Below are 18707 nucleotides of genomic sequence, written 5' to 3' on the forward strand. Positions count from 1 at the left end.
AAAATATCTAAAACCTAGTACTAGTTTATTTTATTAATAACCTAAAAGGTTAAATATTAAATAACACTAAGTATAAATGTACAAATTTTAGGCAAATAATTAAGATGCATGCTGATTTGGAATAGCCTGCGAATAAACTAATTATGACGAATTTGTCTACCTGTAATTAGGTGTCCTAATCTGTTTTACTTTTTATTAAACGCTTTTGTTTAAAGTTGTTATGATTATTTTTAATACTTAACAATCTACTGCATATGTCATTATTATAGGTGTATTTATAGTTCAAAATAGTCGTCTTTTTGAACATTCTATCTACTTTTTGCTATACGTGAACAATTCCTGCACTATTTAAGGCATTAATTCTACCTGTAATCAACGATTAATCAAGTAATTTGAAGCTTACATATTAATAGTTAAGAAGAACAAAATTTATAATATCATTAGTTTATAATCTTAAAGTAGAAATCCTATCTAATTCCTAAACCTAAAATTAATTAGGACATGTTTTATAAAATAATGATACGTATTTATATGCTTCAAAGGTCAATTAATATGGTTGTTTTAAAAGAAAATACAAAAGCTCTTTTTAAAACATTTTAAGACATTTTTATATATAATTAAATCTAACCCAGGGTCATTCCTGAATTTTTTATGAGATCATATTTGTTTTTTTGTTATTTATTAATAGGGATTATTCCAACGTTTATTCAGGCCCAAATAACTTATGTAAGGCCAGTTCAGCAACCTGAAAATAGTATCATTATATCTAAAGAAGCGAACATTTATCATGGTAATTGGATAGATTTCAATAAAAATGGTGTAAAAGATGTATTTGAAAATTCATCAAAACCAGTTAATAAAAGAATTGAAGATTTATTATCCAAAATGACTTTGGAGGAAAAAAGCTGCCAAATGGCAACGCTTTATGGTTTTGGAAGGGTTTTAAAGGATGAATTGCCCACTTCTAGTTGGAAAAAAGAAATATGGAAAGATGGTATAGGGAATATAGATGAGCAGCTTAATAATTTGGCCTATCATCCAAAATCGGCTACAGATAAGGCATGGCCACCATCAAATCACATAAAGGCATTGAATGAAATCCAGCGATTTTTTGTGGAAAATACACGTCTTGGTATTCCTGTTGACTTTACAAATGAAGGTATTAGAGGCTTATGTCATGAAAAGGCAACTAGTTTTCCATCTCAAATTGGAGTAGGATCGACATGGAATAAGGATTTAGTAAGCCAAATTGGACGCATTACGGGAAAAGAGGCAAAATTACTAGGTTATACCAATGTGTATGCGCCTATTTTAGATATAGCAAGAGACCCTAGGTGGGGTAGGACTGTTGAATGTTATGGAGAAGATCCTTATTTAGTAGGAGAGCTAGGCTATAACATGGTCAGGGCCATACAAGATGAAGGCGTCGTAGCAACCCCTAAGCATTTTGCTATTTATAGTGCGCCTAAAGGTGGACGTGACGGTGACGCAAGAACAGACGCACATATCACAGAACGAGAGTTATTTTCATTATACCTGCATCCGTTTAAAAGAGCTATAAAAGATGCTGGAGCTTTAGGTGTTATGAGTTCCTACAATGATTATAATGGTGTACCTGTTACCTCTTCGGGATATTTTTTAAAGGATATTCTTCGAGATTCTTGGGGTTTTAGAGGTTACGTTGTTTCAGATAGTAGAGCTGTTGAGTTTATAGCAGATAAACATCATATCGCTAAGGATCATAAAGAAGCTGTTTTGAAAGCTGTGAATGCTGGATTAAATATTAGAACTGATTTTACAATGCCTGAGGATTATATTATTCCTATTAGAGAATTAGTAAAAGAAGGTAAATTAAGTATGGAAACGGTTGATGATCGTGTGCGTGACATTTTAAGAGTTAAATTTTGGCAGGGTCTTTTTGATAATCCTTATGGAGAAGAATTTAAAAAGGCTGATAAGATCGTATCCAATGATGATTTTCAGAAGGTAGCGTACCGTTCATCTTTAGAATCTATCGTATTATTAAAAAATTCAGATAATATGTTGCCTCTGGATTTTAGTAAATATAAATCAGTATTGGTTACTGGACCAAATGCCAAGGCAATAAATCATTCGGTAAGTAGGTACGGGCCTTCTAATATAGAAGTTGTTTCCGTTTACGAAGGTATAAAGCAAAAATTCCCGAAAGATGTCCATATAAAATATGCAAAAGGCTGTGATTTTTTTGATGAAAATTGGCCTGATAGTGAAATTATTCCAACACTGCCTAGTATTTCAGATCAAGAAGAGATTGATAAGGCTGTCGAAATGGCGAAGACTGTCGGGTTGGCTATTGTGGTAGTTGGAGACGATGAAGAAACTGTAGGCGAGTCAAGATCAAGAACTTCATTAGATCTTCCAGGAAATCAACAACAGTTAGTAGAGGCTATTTATAATACTGGGACTCCAGTAGTTATAGTTTTAATAAATGGGCGTCCGTTAACAATAAACTGGATAAACAAATATGTTCCAGCAGTAGTTGAAGGGTGGTTTCAAGGAAAATTTGGAGGTGCAGCCATAGCAGATGTGTTGGTTGGTAATTATAATCCAGGGGGAAAATTACCAATATCATTTCCAAAAACAATTGGTCAGATTCCTATGAATTTCCCATCAAAGCCAGGGGCACAGGCAAATCAGCCAGCTAAGGGCCCTAATGGTTCTGGAAAAACACGAGTTGGCGGGTTTTTATATCCCTTCGGTTATGGGCTAAGTTATACGACTTTCGACTATTCTAATTTAAGTGTGAAATCTAAAATTAGAAATAATAACGGAAAAGTATTTGTGTCTGTAGATGTTACAAATTCAGGTCAAAGAAAGGGAGATGAAGTTGTACAGCTATACTTTTCGGATAAAACTTCAAGTATTACCGTTTATGAGAAACAATTAAGAGGCTTTGAGAGAATTTCTTTGGAACCAGGGGAAACTAAAACGGTAGGCTTTGTTTTAAATCAAGATGATTTGTCACTTTATAATCAAAATATGGATTTTGTTTTCGAACCTGGAGTATTTGAAATTATGGTTGGAAGCTCTTCAGAAGATATCCGTTTAAAACAAAGTATTGAGATTTTAGATTAGTTTGGTTAATAAAATAGCCGTTACAGGGGGAGAGTAGTAACTAGTAAATCTACATGAGAACGAAAACATTTTTACATTAAAATGAGACTATTTTAAATGTAAGACATAAATAATTTCATTTTTTTTGTTTCACGCAAGTGATTGTACCATCTCGATTACAGATGGTCTTAGGGAATATATTGCTTACAATGGGACGAAAGCATGAAAGATAAGCAATGATAATTATTCTTGTCCCTAATCCGTATTGATTGAAATAAATGTAAAAGAAGCTTACTTAAATTGAAAATAGAATGCTTAGAAATAGAAGAATAGCTAATCGATATAAAGTGTTAGGGTTTAAAGTGGTTAGTATTCTTATTGTTATGGGTAGTAGTCCAGATTTACTGGCTCAAGAAAATTTAGAAATGTGGTATACAGCACCTGCTGCGCAATGGAAAGAATCTTTGCCCATAGGTAATGGTAGAATGGGTACTATGATAGCAGGGAATATTACTTCGGACACCCTTGTAATGAATGAGGAAACTGTGTGGACAGGAGGTATTCATAACTATATTAATGTTGAAGCAAATCAATATTTGGACGAGATTCGTCAATTAATTTTAGATAGAAAGTATGATGAAGCTCTCAAGTTGGGAGATAAACATATGATTGGTACACCACGGAAATTACAGCGTTACCAGCCTTTAGGGAAATTGATCTTTGATTTCGGACACGAGAAAGCAAATACGACCGATTATAAACGTAGTTTAAGTTTAAATAAAGCTTTAGTAAGTGTATCATACAAAAATAAAGGCTATACATATACTCGTGAAATTTTTGCATCACATCCTGATGACGTCATAGTAATGCGCTTTACTACGAATAACAGCGAAGGAATCAAGTTCAAATTAAAGCATACTTCAGAACACAAATCGGTGGGGCAATTAAGGGGTGATACCTATATTTTAAAAGGACAAGGAAGCGAAGGTCAAAATATAAAACCTGATATTCGTTTTGAATCCCGAATAGAAATTTTAGGAAAAGGAACCCTTAATTTAAACACAGATGAAAAAGGTAGTCTAGAAGTAAAAGGCGGAAAAGAATTGGTTTTGTTGTATACGGCTGCTACCAACTACAAAAGTTACCAAGATGTTTCAGGAGATCCAGAAGAGAAGTGCGATCATATTTTAGCAGATGCAAAAGGTAAAAGTTATAAGAGTTTGTTTAAAAGACATTTCACAGACTATAAGGCCTTGTTTGATAGAGTTGTAGTCAATTTTGGAAATTCAAAATCTTATGACATACCTACCAATAAATTAATTGAGCAGGCAAAGAGTCAGCAAGAACCACTTTTAGATGCTCTTTTCTACCAAATGGGAAGGTATATAATTATAGCAGGATCAAGAAAAGGGACACAGCCACTAAACTTACAAGGTATTTGGAATGATAGTATGAATCCGCCCTGGGGATGTAAATGGACATTAAATATTAACCTTCCAATGAATTATTGGATGGTTGAAGCTAGTAATTTAGAAGAGTTGAATGATCCTTTATTTCAATTGCTTTATGATCTGGAAAAAACAGGAACTAAAGTAGCAAAAGAACATTATGAAGCAAGAGGTTTTGTAGCACATCATAATACCGATTTATGGAGAGCCGCTGCACCTGTTGATGGAGCCAATTGGGGGCTTTGGACATTTGGAGGCGCTTGGTTAACCAGACATCTGTGGGAAAGTTATCAGTATTCCCAAGACAAAGAGTTTCTTAAAAAAGTTTATCCAGTAATGAAGAATGCTTCACTATTCTTTTTTGATTTTTTATCGGAAGGAAATCAAGGCTATTTGGTTACTTCACCAAGTGTGTCATTTGAGCAGTCTTATACATTACCAAATGGAAAACATGGTAGATTGTGTGAAGGCCCTACTATGGATAATCAAATACTTCGGGATTTATTTACAAATTGTTATAGAGCAGGTAAGATTTTAGAGGATGATGAAGTTTTTTTAGATAGTCTTAGTTTGATAAAAAATAGATTAAAACCAACCACAATTGATACGAATACAGGTAGATTAATGGAATGGGCGTGGCCAGCGAAGCAAAAAATGATAACGGGTCAAAATGCATCCTTATGGGGTGTGCATCCTGGATATGAAATTAATTATATAGAAACACCAGAGCTTGCTGCAGCCGCAGAAAAAACGTTGAGCTATTCAGATGCCAAATCGGTTGTATGGCAATCAGTAGGGAGTTGGATGAGCGGGACAAAGTCCAATTTTTGGACACGTTTATATAAAGGTAATGAAGCCTACCATGAATATGAGAAGATTGTAGAGAAAAACTTATTTGAAAACTTATTTGTGAGTTTTTATCCCAAAAAATATTTTATGGCCGATGGCAATCTTGGTGTTGCCGCAAGTTTTAATGAAATGTTAGTGCAAAGTCACCGTATCAATAAGAAAGGAAATACAATTATAGATTTATTACCTGCTATACCAGATGTCTGGAAAGATGGCTCCATAAAAGGAATACGTACTAGAGGTGGTTTTGAATTGAATCTATCATGGAAAGCAGGCAAACTGGAAACACTCAAAATCCTTTCAAAAGTTGGAAATACATGTGATTTGGTTTACGGTGGTAAAACGGTAACATTAAAAACTAAAGCTGGTAAATCTTATCTGTTTGATGAACATTTAAAAACAAAATAATAAACGTCTTATAGGTTTAAAATAAAATGGTTAACTATTTATTGTCAAAAAACTATATTCAAAAAGTAAAAAAATAAAAGTAAAAATGATAGTCAAAAATAATCGCAAAATTCATGTTTTATTGATGATGATGGTCATAGTAAGTACCGTTTTTTCACAAGATTCAAAATATAATCAACCACCTCATACTTTTCCAGAATATAGTGGAAATTATACAAAAAATCTTTTTTCGCCAGTAACAAAACCAGGAAAGACATTCTATATCTCGGTTAATGGTAACGATAAAAATAAAGGGACTAAAAAATCACCATTTAGAAGTATTGAGGCTGCCAGAGATGCCATAAGAAATCTTAAGGCAAATTTAGGACTGCCTAAGGGAGGCGTAGATGTTATCCTTTTAAAAGGAACCTATAATATTGGATCAACAATAGAATTTACATCTGAAGATACAGGTACGAGCACATCTCCCATTGTGTACAAAGGAGAAAAAAAGGGAGAAGTGATATTAACAGGAGGTGTACAAGTAGATACAAAGCGATTTAAAATTGTTTCTGATGAGGAGCTACTTAGTCGTTTACACCCTAAAGCTAGAGGAAAAGTGATATATATTGATTTATCAAAAGACAAGCTCGATTCCTACTTTCCTGGCGATGGAAAATACGGACAAATAGCTATGGATGGTTATATGCTGCAATTGGCGCAATGGCCAAACAGAGCATATAACCACATAGGCAAAATACATGAAGAAGGGCCCACCACACGTTGGCTTAAACCAGGAGAAAAACCAATGCCTTATAGTAAAGAAAATCCAACAGGAGGAAAGTTTTCATTTAAAGAAGACCTTTCCCCAATGGTGCAAACTGAGTTTGAAAGAACGAGAGATATTTATGCACAAGGGTATTTTCATAATGATTGGTATTTTCAGCATGAACCATTGGGAAGTATCAATAACAATGTTGTTCAATTATTGCATCATACCCGTTATGGTATTGTTAACAAAATTAAGTCTATACCAAGAAGAGTTCGTCTTTTCAATGTTTTGGCAGAGTTAAATGAACCAGGAGAATGGTATTTTGATAAAAAAGAACAAAAATTGTTTGTATGGCCAATAAAAGGCTTCGAACCTGGAAAATCTACTGTAAGTTTTATCGGTACAAAAAGTGCATCAATCAATAATAGTTTTGCACAACCAGGCGATGTTAAAGCACAAAAAGCATCCCTTCCTTTGATTACCATGAAAAACACATCGTATGTAACCTTAAGCAACTTTATTATTGAAAATACAGGCAGTTTGGCCATTAGTATTAAAGGAGGAAAGTATAACCTATTGGCAGGTAGTATTATCCGTAATGGTGCAGGTAAAGGCATAGAAATTAAAGGAGGAAAATATAATGGGATAACCAGCTGTGATTTCTATGATCTATATGCTGCTTTTAGTATTTCTGGAGGAGATTTTAAATCGTTGGAGAGATCGAATAATTTTGCAACAAATAATGTAATTAGAAATTGCAGATATAGGGGTTATGGTGTTGTGTCTTTATCTGGAGTAGGCCTTTATTTTGCTCATAATTTGTTGCATAGTATGAATGGTGCCATTATGTATAAAACGGTAAACCTTTTAATGGAATATAATGAGTTTTATAATATTGGGTATGAAATGGGCGATTTTAATGTGGCCTATTGTGGCGCCCAATGGTACACTATGAATAATGTAGTGCGCTACAATTTTGTACATCATTTAATAGAGCCAGGAGGGCATCCAGTAGCAGCTTTTAGAAATGATGATAATGGAGCTGGTCTAAAAATTTATGGCAATGTGTTCTACCGACCAGGAAGAGGAAGTGCCCAATTTGATGGACCTCTTAACGATTTTCAAAATAATATCACATTAGATTGTTATACGGTTTGGTGGACTCTTAAAAAACCGATTACGAAAGAAGGTATTCAGGAAAAATGGGACAAACTTTCTCGTTTTGGAACAGATTTACCCAAAGGAGATAAAGGAGACTATCTCTATATTACAGAAAAAGTTATTGGAGAAAAAGGATGGCTTAAAAGTCCGTGGAAAGAAACTTTTCCAGAGTTAAAAGCCATGATAGAAACCAATCCTTGGGCTCAAACTTTTGGCAATGTAAATTTAAATTATGTATATAAAGTAAGGAAGCCTTTTCATATACATGGAGGGTCTGGTACCATAGAAGGTATGGAAAGTAAAAGAAAAGGACATTTTAAAGATTTACCTATAGAAGGATCATTTGAGCCTCCAGTAGAAATTAGTCTGGATGCTTTTGAAGATATTAGTTCATTAGATTTTAATCTAAAAAAAGACTTTAAGTTAATGGATGGTTTTAAGCCTATTCCTTTCGATAAAATTGGTTTGGTTAAAGACGATTTCAGAAAAAAGCCATTAGATAAAAAAATATATAGAAGCTATATCTATGAGAGGTTTAAAGATGAAAAAGGAGGACGATATAATTCTGAAATAGTTAAAGCGAGATATCCGCTTCCTGGTTATTTAAAATAAATATTAAATAAAGTATTCAAAAAAGTAAAAATGAAAAAAATCATATTATTATTAGCGCTAATTATAAGTGTTGGTTCTTATAGTTTTGCACAAGAGAAAAAGTATGAGGCAAATTGGAAGTCTATAGATAGTCGTCCAATTCCTTCTTGGTATACAGATGCAAAATTCGGAATATTTATTCACTGGGGACCATACTCGGTGCCAGCTTTTTCAAAAGTAGGAGCCTATTCAGAGTGGTACTGGATGAATTTGGTAAATCCATCAAGAGCAAAAAATGGATATCATGAAACCAATGAGTTTCATAATAGGGTATATGGAAAAAACTTTACTTACCCTGATTTTGTGCCTCTGTTTACGGCAGATATGTATGATCCAGATCAGTGGGCCGATATTTTTAAAAAATCAGGAGCAAAATATGTTGTTTTAACCTCAAAACACCATGATGGTTATACGCTTTGGCCTAGTAAAGAAGCAGACAAGTCATGGGGAAGACCCTGGAGTTCCACAAATTCTGGACCTGGAAGAGATTTGCTAGGAGAGCTTACAGAGGCGGTAAGAAAGACGAATGTGAAAATGGGACTTTATTATTCTTTATATGAATGGTTTAACCCATTATATACTGCTAATGCCGATTTATTTGTAGAAAAGCATATGGTACCACAGTTTAAAGATGTGGTCACGAAATATTCCCCTTCTTTGATTTTTACAGATGGCGAATGGGATTACCCACATACCACTTGGAAAGCTACAGAGCTACTATCCTGGTTATATAACGACTCTCCAAGTAAACATGATGTTGTGATCAATGATCGTTGGGGAAAAGAAACGCGTCATAAACATGGCGGCTACTATACTACCGAATATGGTTCTGGAATGCCAAATGCCGATGTGCCTTGGGAAGAAAATCGCGGTATGGCACATTCATTTGGGTTTAGCAAGACAGAAAACTTTAAAGATTATAATTCAACCCAAGAGTTATTATATATGCTCATTGATATTGTGAGTCGTGGGGGTAACTTCCTTTTGGATATAGGACCAACCGCCGATGGAAGAATTCCTGTAATTATGCAAGAGCGCTTATTAGAAATGGGTGATTGGCTACAAGTAAATGGAGAAGCTATTTATGGTACATCAATTTGGAAAAATACGTGTCAATGGACAAAAGGAAAAGTAGAGGATGCCAAAAGAGGGCATTACAAAGTAAAATACGATGTCATGAAATTAACGATAAATCCAGAAAAGGGATTTGCATCAAAAGAAATATTCTTTACTAAAAAAGATAAGGTACTTTATGGTATATGTCCAGTATATCCAGAAGGGCAATTAATAGTAAAAGATGTTAAAATAAAGTCGAATGCGGAAATTACCTTATTAGGATATGATAAACCATTAAAATGGGAGAAATCGGGCAAGAATATTGTAATAAATATGCCTTATTTAAGCCCGTCTACTGCGCCTTGCCAATATGCATGGACGGTTAAAATTGATGGAATTTTAAAGTAAATTAATTAAAATAACAAATTTAATAGTGAATGAAGTTTTCAATCATATACTTAATTGGTCTTTTTTTTGGAACAACTGTATTAGCACAAAATACCCAACATAAATTGCCCGAACTTAAAAGAGTCGATGCAAAAGTATTTTACGTAAAATTAGAAGGAAATGTTTCTGTAAACCCAGTTAAGGAATACAAGTTTTCCAAGAACTTAGAAAAAGGAACGCAACGAATTCGTTTGTATGGTGCTAATAAGTTTCAAACTCTTGAAGGAATTGGAGGTGCTTTTAATGAACATGGGGGAGAGGCTTTATTTAAGCTGACAGAAAAAGAACAAGCTAAGGTTTACAATAACTTATTTGGAGAAAACAAATCTGCTTTTACCTTTTGTCGTACAGCCATGGGAGCAAGTGATTTCGGTTTGGATGCCTATTCTTATTCAGAGAAAGAAGGTGATTATGAAATGAATTATTTTACTTTTAAACGAGAAGATAAGTTTGTTACGCCTTACATACAGGGAGCTTTCAAGGTAAATCCCGATTTAAAACTTTTTGCATCACCCTGGAGTCCACCAGCATGGATGAAACATTGTAAGCGCATGGATATTGATTCAGATGAAAACGTGTTAATTAACGACCCAAAAATATATGATGCTTATGCAAAATATTTTATGAAATATATTCAAGCTTATGCAGAAAGAGGAATTAATGTGAGTCGTATCAATATTCAAAATGAAACAGATTCGCACCCAAGTTTCCCTGGGTGTTTTATGGGACCGGATCAAATGGCTCATTTTGCAAAAAACTATCTAATTCCCGAATTTGGAAGGCATCATTTAGAAACGGAAATTTATGCAGGAACCTTTAGAACAACATATGAATTGCATAGCCATCATATTATGCAAGACAAAGATTTAAGGAAGGTTATTGATGGTGTCGGTTTTCAATATGCAAAAGATTTTCACATTCGTGATTTTAAAAGGTTGTTTCCAGAAGTCCCGATCATGCACACCGAAGGTAAATGTTTTCGTGGAGAGAATACTTGGGAACAGGCAGCAACCCGTTTAAAGGAGGTAGTGTCTTATATTAATGCTGGAACGACTAATTACTGTTATTGGAATATGATTCTTAATGAAACAGGAACAAGTGCATGGGGGTGGAAGCAAAATAGTTTGATAAATATTAACAGGAAAACAGGAGAGGTTACTTATAATCCAGATTATGCCGTAATTCATTTGTATAGCCATTTTTTGCGCCCTGGGGACACGCGAATTGCATTTATAGGTAAAAACATTACTATGACTGCCGTAGAAAGACCAGATGGTAGCTATGTGGCTTTAATTCATAACGGAAAAAAAGAAGCAGTACAATATCATTTAGTGATGGACAATAAGTATGATGCGCTAATAGAATTGCCCGCCAATGCTGATTGTGCCGTTGTGGTAGAAAAGGGATAACCATAATTAATATGTGGATGCTTTATACAAAAATAAGGTACCTTAAAATCAAATTAATATCGTGATAGTGAGACAAATAGCTGTTTTTTGTGTTCTTGTAGTAAGTTTTTTTAGTTGTTCAGGAACCAGAGTGGAATATTATGTGTCGACTAAAGGAAATGACAATAACCCAGGTACAAAGGAGCAACCTGTAGCGACACTTATTGGCGCAAAAAATTTAGTTAGAGCATATAAATCAAAAAATAAAGTATCCAAAGGTGGAATCACAGTTTGGGTTTCTGGAGGAATATATCAGCAGGATGCTTCTTTTGTTCTGGATTCATTAGATTCTGGAACAGAAGATGCTTTGGTTACTTGGAGAGCAGTGAAAGAAGAAAAGGTAACTATTCTTGGTGGGGTTTCTATCGATGCAAAATTATTTTCAGAATTAAAAGACAGTATTGTTAAAAAACGATTTTCTAAGGAGGCGTCTCAAAATATACTCCAACTAGATCTAAAATCTATCGGTATTACCAATTTTGGGAAACATACACAATATGGTCATGCACTATCGGTTACCAAAGCCCCCTTAGAACTGTTTGTTAATGGCGAACCTATGACTTTGGCACGCTATCCAAATAAGGGTTTTGTTGCTATAGGAGAAACTTTAGATAGTGGTTCTAAACCAAGAAATGGCGATTATTCAGAGCGGGGTGCTATTTTTAAATATACCGATGATAGGCATGAAAACTGGCTTCAGAACCCAGATATCTGGTTACAGGGGACATTTTGGAATGGTTATGCAGATGATAAAATCCGTGTAGAAAAAATAGATACCATATCAAAGCAAATAAAGTTAGCCACACCACATATGTACGGTGTTAGAGGAGGGCGTGATTACAATCACTACGTAGCCTTAAATATTTTAGAGGAATTGGATATGCCAGGTGAATGGTATTTAGATAGAAAAACCGGGATATTGTATATGTGGCCCATGTCAAATTTTGAAGACTCCCAGATAGAGATTTCCATTTTGGAAGAACCTATTGTAAGCCTCGAAAATGCCAGCCATGTGGTGTTTAGGGATTTTATTGTTGAAGTTGGCCGAGGCATAGGAATATATTTAGAAGGCGGAACAAATAATACGATTGCGGGATGTACAGTACGCAATGTAGGTACAAGTGGCATTTTTATGGGGCAAGGCGCTAAACAAACCTTTCCACATATTACTCACGATGACTACGAAGGCGTACCAATTTCAAGAAACATAGGGAACCTTCAGGGACATATTTATAAGTACACTACCTGGAACCGTAAAGCGGGTAAAAACCATAAAATATTAAGTTGCGATGTTTACAATACAGGAAGTGGAGGTATTTATTTAAGTGGAGGTGATAAAAAGTCATTGACCCCAGGGAACAATATCGTTGAAAATTGCAAAGTTCATGATTACAACCGTAGAAATAAGTTTTTGTGGTCAGGAATTAATATAGACGGTGTAGCAAACAAAATTAGACATTGCGAAATATATAATTCCGATTTTCAGGCAATCTACGCGCATGGAAACGAGCATGTATATGAATATAACAATATTCACCATGTTACACAGCATTCAGATGATGTTTCAGTATGGTATTTGGGGCGTGACCCCAGTGATCGAGGAAACTTGATTCGCTATAATTACTTTCATGATTGCGGAAACAAAAACCGTATGAATATGGGAATCTATTGTGATGATTCCACGACGGGCGTAACGGTTTTTGGGAATGTTTTTTATAATATGCAAACAGCACACGGTGTATTATATAGTAACACAGGATGGGATTTAACCATGAAGAATAATATTATTATTAATCCGCGTTCATATACCGTAGTGTTGAGCCCACATTACTATACGTGGTATAAAGGTAAAGCACCATTGGTTTTTGGAAAAGGTAAACTTTTTGAACAACGCTTGTTTAAAGATTTAAATATATTAAAACCTCCTTATAGCGAACGCTACCCAGAACTACATAATTATATGGATGTTATAGAGGAAGGCAAAGAATGGGAGGGCATGCGTTCGCGTCGAAACATTTTATCTACAAATGTTATTATAGGAGGGAAAGAAAACCCCATACGGACTCGGGGTGGAAAATATGGTGTTTTTAAGAACGAAAACAATTTTCAAACGAACGATGACCCAGGGTTTGTAGATTTTAAAAATAAAAACTTTACGCTTCGCCAAGATTCTGAAGTGTATAAAAAATTACCTGATTTTAAACCTATCCCGTTTAATAAAATGGGATTGTATGTAGATGAATATAGAAAAACAATAGATTAATTATTACCATGAAAAGTATACTCGGAAAAATTTCAATTATTAGTGTGTTTCTATTGGTTTTTGCCAGCTGTACAAGCTCAAAAATCTATGTTTCCCAATCAGGTGGAGATAATAATGCAGGAACTAAATCAGATCCCTTGTCTTTTGAGGCAGCAATAAATCGAGCATCAAAACTATTAAAAGAGAAGGGGCTCCCAGATCAGGGAATAAACATTAATTTACTAGGAGGTGTTTACCATTTTAGTAAACCTATTGTATTGGGAAGTGAGTTTAAAGGAACTGCCAAAAAACCAATTGTTATCAAAGCAGTTGAAGGCGAGGCTGTTTTATTTGATGGGAGTATATTAATAGATCCCCAAGTATTTAGTAGTGTTGAAGGCCTTGCAGAAAAAAATAGACTGGCTGCGTCTGTTGTAGATAAAATTAAAGTAACTACCATAACTGATCCACTGATGATTGCCAGATTCAATAAAAGCCTGATGCTTAATCTAAGTTATGAAGGCAAAGAATACCTACCGTCGGTTTTTCCTAATGAAGGCTATGCTAGTTTTAAAGAAGAAACAGTAGCTCCAGAAGTTTCGCCGCCTGGAATTCCAGTAGGAAAAGAAGGGTATGGAATAAGAGCTGGACATGTACCTTTTTTAGAAGAAGGAAAGCCAAGAGCGTGGAAAGGTTCCTTACAAGAACCCAGGGGTGCCCAAGCCAATTTTTCAAATAAGAAAGACCAAATGGCAGGTACTTGGTTGCAATGGGAGAATGAAATAGCAAGAAATAATACTCGAAATCAACTTACAGGTTTTATAGAAGCTAGTTGGTTGTTAAGTTCTCAGCCAATATATGCAGCTAGCGCAAAAACAGAGTCTGTTCACTTGAGTAGAGCATTAGGCTATGGCTGGGCTTGGAGGAAAAATGATAAACCTTTTAGGGTATTTGGTTTATTGTGCGAGTTAGATCAGCCAGGAGAATGGCATTTTGATACACTTACAAATAGATTATTTATTTATCCGCCAGAACCAATGACTGAACATACTGAAATTGGATTGGCGGTTGCCGATGGATTCTTAAAGTTAGATGCTACTAGTTATGTTCATATTATTGGCTTATCTGTTAAAAACGTAGGTAGCGGAAGTGTTTACAAAATTGGTGGAGACCACAATTTGGTTGCTTCTGCCAGAATAACAAATTCTACAGCTACGGGTATAGAAATAAATGGAAAAAATAACAGTGTTAAAGGATGCGATTTTGTGGATTTAGATACCCATATAAAACTAAATGGTGGACTTAGAACACCAACTGAAATTACAGCAGGTAACAATAGCGTAGAAAATTGCCATATATATCAAAAGAATTTTGAGCATGAAAAAGTAAATATTGGTATGAATGGCGTTGGTAACATTTTTCGAAATAACTTAATACACAATTCTTTGGGTCAGGCCATGATTGTTAAAGGAAACGATCATTTAATTGAACTTAATGAGCTTTTTAACATAGGGTATGATGAAGGAGATGGAGGTGCTATTTATTCAGGAGCCGATTTGGGTGGTTTTGGAAATACATACCGACATAACTTTTTTCATCATTTAATGCATGTTCCAAAAAAAGTAGAGCGTGCTGGTTTGCATTTGGACGATGGGCAATCGGGAGCTACCTGTATTGGGAATGTATTTTATAAATCTGCATCCAAAGGCATTTTTATGTTTGGAGGAGCTGGGCATACTTTAAAAGATAATGTGTTTTTAGAAGGCGATAGAGGAGCCTATTATGTTGTAAGCTTAGGGCATAAGATGTTTGGAATTCAAAAAGAAATAAAAGCAGATCCAAACCATCACCGACGCGGAACAAAAGAAGATTATATTGGAAGAGTAGAAGATTATACAGGTGTTGATGGCTGGGGCAAATCACCGTGGAAAGATAAATACCCACTTATGAATACCATATTGAGCGATACACTGGAGTATGGTCGTCTGTGGCCTATACATCACACTATTGAAAACAATTTTTATTATAAAAACAAGAGGTCCATTGATAAGATTATTGATTACCGTGTACCGTCTGAGGTTATTGCAAAATCTAGCGTGAAAAACAATAAGCATGTGTCACCGGACGATTTTAAAGATTATAAAAACATGAATTTTAAGTTTAAGAATGAAACTGAGCATCCAAAAATCCCATTTGATAAAATAGGTTTGTATATTGATGCGTATAGAAGTCAAGTACCAGATAAAGAAAAATATCGCAAGGAGGTAAAGGCTTTTTTCAAAGGTATACCGAGTGGTCGCCCAGGGACAAAAAAACGTTTTAATTCAGCAAAATTAGTTGAAGAAGAACCAAAATAATAGAAGGTTAAGTACTATAAATTCAACCAAAGAAAATAAAATAATAAAATATGATTACGTATAACAAATTAATTAAGAGCTTCATATTAATGATTTTACTTGTATTAACAACCAATAGTTGCAAAAAACAAGTTTCGAATCAGTATGATATTGATGCCGTTATTTCTAAGACCGAATCACAATTAGAACATGCATGTAAAGTTGTTGAAGCCAATACCAAAGGGAAAAAAATACTTCCAAGGTCAATAAAAGGAGACAATGTTATAATGGTATCTTCGAGTGATTGGACAAGTGGTTTTTTTCCTGGAGAGTTGTGGATGATGTACGATTTAACAGGACATGAAAAATGGAAAAATAAAGCGATTCAATACACTAAATTGCTTGAAAAAGAGCAGTATAATACAGGCACCCATGACGTTGGTTTTATGATGTATTGTAGTTATGGACATGGCTATCGTACGACTGGAAATCCTGAGTACAAAAAAATACTTATTCAAACAGCTAAATCCTTGGCAAGTAGATACAATGATACTATTAAATGTATTAGATCATGGGACCATACAACAAACCTATACACATACCCAGTCATTATAGACAATATGATGAACATGGAATTGTTGCTTTGGGCAAGTAAAGAAACAGGAGATAATACCTTTAAAGAGATAGCTCTTAACCATGCCAATACCACTATTACAAACCATTTTAGAAAAGACAATAGTTCATATCATGTGGTAGATTATTCACCTGAAACTGGAGAGGTAATTAAAAAAGTAACAAACCAAGGTTATGCCGATGAATCGATCTGGGCAAGAGGTCAGGCCTGGGGTTTATATGGATTTACAGTTATGTATCGAGAGACACGTGATCAAAAATATTTAGATCAAGCTAATAAAATAGCACATGTTGTTCTATCTTATGATAAGATGCCAGAAGATCATATTCCATATTGGGATATGCATGCGCCAAATATTCCAGATGAACCTAGAGATGCTTCCGCTGCAGCTATAACAGCTTCTGCATTGTATGAACTCTCAACACACTCTAAAGCAAATAAAGAAGTGTATAAAGAAGCTGCCGATAAGATTATAGAAACACTTTCTACGGAAAACTATCTCATTAAAGTAGGAGATAAGCAAGGTTTCCTATTAGATCATTCTACAGGAAACTGGCCAAGAAATTCAGAATTGGATGTGCCAATTGTTTATGCCGATTACTACTTTTTAGAAGCATTAAAACGTAAAAAGGAATTAGATAAACTTAAATAATCTATTAATGGTAGTTTAAATGTTTTATAAAATCTCATTAATTAAAAAGAATATTATTCATTTCAGGTAAGCATATTGCTCATTATAAAAGAATTGAAGTATTATAGATTTTAGATATAGAACCATAATAACTGTTAATAACTTCTATGTAAGTTTTGCGTCAAAAATTCTACTTTTGTCTTACTAAACAATTAAGGTTATGTCAGAAGAGATAGAAAGAATAAAGTGTTTAATTATAGGTTCTGGACCAGCAGGCTATACAGCCGCTATTTATGCTGCAAGAGCCAATATGTCACCTGTACTCTATCAGGGTACGCAACCAGGAGGACAGTTAACAACAACAAACGAGGTTGAAAATTTCCCTGGATATCCAGAAGGGGTGACTGGACCAGAAATGATGATGGAATTACAAAAACAAGCGGAACGTTTTGAAACAGATGTGCGCAATGGTTGGGTAACTAAAGTCGATTTTTCAGGCGATACCCATAAAGTATGGGTTAACGAAACCAAAGAAATTCATTGCGATACTGTAATAATTTCTACAGGAGCATCCGCTAAATATTTAGGGTTGGATTCTGAACAAAAATATTTAAAATTAGGAGGAGGTGTCTCGGCGTGTGCAGTGTGTGACGGGTTCTTTTATAAAAACCAAGAAGTTGTTATAGTTGGTGCTGGAGATTCTGCTTGTGAAGAAGCTCATTACTTGTCCAAGCTTTGTACAAAAGTGACGATGCTAGTTCGTAGGGATGAATTTAGAGCGTCTAAAATTATGGCCGCTAGGGTTAAGAATACCGAAAATATAGAAATACTCTATAATACAGAAACAGATGAAGTTCTAGGAGATGGCCAGGTAGTTACTGGTGTTCGGGTTTTCAATAATAAAACAAATGAAAGACATGAGATTCCAGCCACTGGCTTTTTTGTGGCTATAGGACATAAGCCAAATACGGACATCTTTAAAGGGTTCTTAGATTTAGACGAAACAGGATATATAATTAATGTACCTGGAACCTCTAAAACGAATATAGAAGGGGTTTTTGTTTCTGGTGATGCCGCAGATCATGTATACCGACAAGCTGTTACTGCAGCAGGAACTGGTTGTATGGCTGCTTTGGATGCAGAACGCTATTTAGCTGCTAAAGATGCTACTTTCGATGTATCTACATCAACATATAACTAATATCTGAGTTATTAATAAAAAAAGAAAAACCAAAGTATAAAGCTTTGGTTTTTCTTTTTGCAGTTATATAAAAAAGTGTTTTCTTTGAAAACCAAAATTTCAACGGGATGTGGCGCAGTCCGGTTAGCGTACACGGCTGGGGGCCGTGTGGTCGCAGGTTCAAATCCTGTCATCCCGACGAACCTAGTTTAGGTAAAAACAAAACACTGTTAATTGTATGATTTTCAGTGTTTTAATTTTTTATGATATCAATTGAAATCATATGAAATCAACTAAAAGGTGTACTATTCGGTGAGTCATTTCTTTATAGAATTGTCGTAAATTTAAAGAGCTTTTAAGAACAATTTGACT

Annotated in this window: 9 protein-coding genes and 1 tRNA gene; all 10 read left to right on the top strand. The window is 34.8% G+C overall.

The window, feature by feature from the left end; translation table 11 throughout:
- Positions 1-651: 651 nt before the first annotated feature.
- The 10 genes from HHX25_RS20345 to HHX25_RS20390 all read left to right on the top strand — a co-directional run bounded on the left by HHX25_RS20345 (position 652) and on the right by HHX25_RS20390 (position 18534).
- Positions 652-3114, top strand: a complete 2463-nt coding sequence (locus tag HHX25_RS20345; RefSeq protein WP_169677243.1) for a glycoside hydrolase family 3 N-terminal domain-containing protein — start codon at positions 652-654, stop codon at positions 3112-3114.
- Between the two features lie 290 nt (positions 3115-3404).
- On the top strand, positions 3405-5798 hold the full coding sequence (locus tag HHX25_RS20350; protein ID WP_169677244.1) for a glycoside hydrolase family 95 protein: 2394 nt from the start codon (positions 3405-3407) through the stop codon (positions 5796-5798).
- Positions 5799-5883: 85 nt separating this feature from the next.
- Positions 5884-8322, top strand: a complete 2439-nt coding sequence (locus HHX25_RS20355; RefSeq protein WP_205958080.1) for a right-handed parallel beta-helix repeat-containing protein — start codon at positions 5884-5886, stop codon at positions 8320-8322.
- A 30-nt stretch (positions 8323-8352) separates the two neighbouring features.
- Positions 8353-9825, top strand: coding sequence for an alpha-L-fucosidase (locus HHX25_RS20360; protein ID WP_169677246.1), 1473 nt, complete (start codon positions 8353-8355; stop codon positions 9823-9825).
- Between the two features lie 29 nt (positions 9826-9854).
- Positions 9855-11273 carry a glycoside hydrolase family 30 protein gene (locus HHX25_RS20365; RefSeq protein ID WP_169677248.1) on the top strand — a complete coding sequence of 473 codons (1419 nt, stop codon included), beginning with the start codon at positions 9855-9857 and terminating at the stop codon, positions 11271-11273.
- Between the two features lie 61 nt (positions 11274-11334).
- Positions 11335-13575: a right-handed parallel beta-helix repeat-containing protein gene (locus HHX25_RS21495; RefSeq protein ID WP_169677250.1), complete on the top strand. Its 2241-nt coding sequence runs from the start codon at positions 11335-11337 to the stop codon at positions 13573-13575.
- Between the two features lie 8 nt (positions 13576-13583).
- On the top strand, positions 13584-15911 hold the full coding sequence (locus HHX25_RS20375) for a right-handed parallel beta-helix repeat-containing protein (RefSeq protein WP_169677252.1): 2328 nt from the start codon (positions 13584-13586) through the stop codon (positions 15909-15911).
- 89 nt (positions 15912-16000) lie between these two features.
- Positions 16001-17176, top strand: coding sequence for a glycoside hydrolase family 88 protein (locus HHX25_RS20380; protein ID WP_205958082.1), 1176 nt, complete (start codon positions 16001-16003; stop codon positions 17174-17176).
- A gap of 199 nt (positions 17177-17375) precedes the next feature.
- Complete coding sequence (trxB, locus tag HHX25_RS20385; RefSeq protein ID WP_169677254.1) at positions 17376-18356, top strand: thioredoxin-disulfide reductase; 981 nt, start codon at positions 17376-17378, stop codon at positions 18354-18356.
- A gap of 103 nt (positions 18357-18459) precedes the next feature.
- Positions 18460-18534 (top strand) — tRNA-Pro (locus HHX25_RS20390).
- Positions 18535-18707 lie beyond the last annotated feature (173 nt).

The organism is Flavivirga algicola, from assembly GCF_012910715.1.
GTDB classification, from domain to species: domain Bacteria; phylum Bacteroidota; class Bacteroidia; order Flavobacteriales; family Flavobacteriaceae; genus Flavivirga; species Flavivirga algicola.

What these genes read in the sequence shown, in the direction of transcription:
- trxB (WP_169677254.1), top strand. Translation starts at nt 17,376, where the DNA reads ATGTCAGAAGAGATAGAAAGAATAAAGTGTTTAATTATAGGTTCTGGA.
- HHX25_RS20380 (WP_205958082.1), top strand. Translation starts at nt 16,001, where the DNA reads ATGATTTTACTTGTATTAACAACCAATAGTTGCAAAAAACAAGTTTCG.
- HHX25_RS20355 (WP_205958080.1), top strand. Translation starts at nt 5,884, where the DNA reads ATGATAGTCAAAAATAATCGCAAAATTCATGTTTTATTGATGATGATG.
- HHX25_RS20375 (WP_169677252.1), top strand. Translation starts at nt 13,584, where the DNA reads ATGAAAAGTATACTCGGAAAAATTTCAATTATTAGTGTGTTTCTATTG.
- HHX25_RS20345 (WP_169677243.1), top strand. Translation starts at nt 652, where the DNA reads ATGAGATCATATTTGTTTTTTTGTTATTTATTAATAGGGATTATTCCA.
- HHX25_RS20365 (WP_169677248.1), top strand. Translation starts at nt 9,855, where the DNA reads ATGAAGTTTTCAATCATATACTTAATTGGTCTTTTTTTTGGAACAACT.
- HHX25_RS20360 (WP_169677246.1), top strand. Translation starts at nt 8,353, where the DNA reads ATGAAAAAAATCATATTATTATTAGCGCTAATTATAAGTGTTGGTTCT.
- HHX25_RS20350 (WP_169677244.1), top strand. Translation starts at nt 3,405, where the DNA reads ATGCTTAGAAATAGAAGAATAGCTAATCGATATAAAGTGTTAGGGTTT.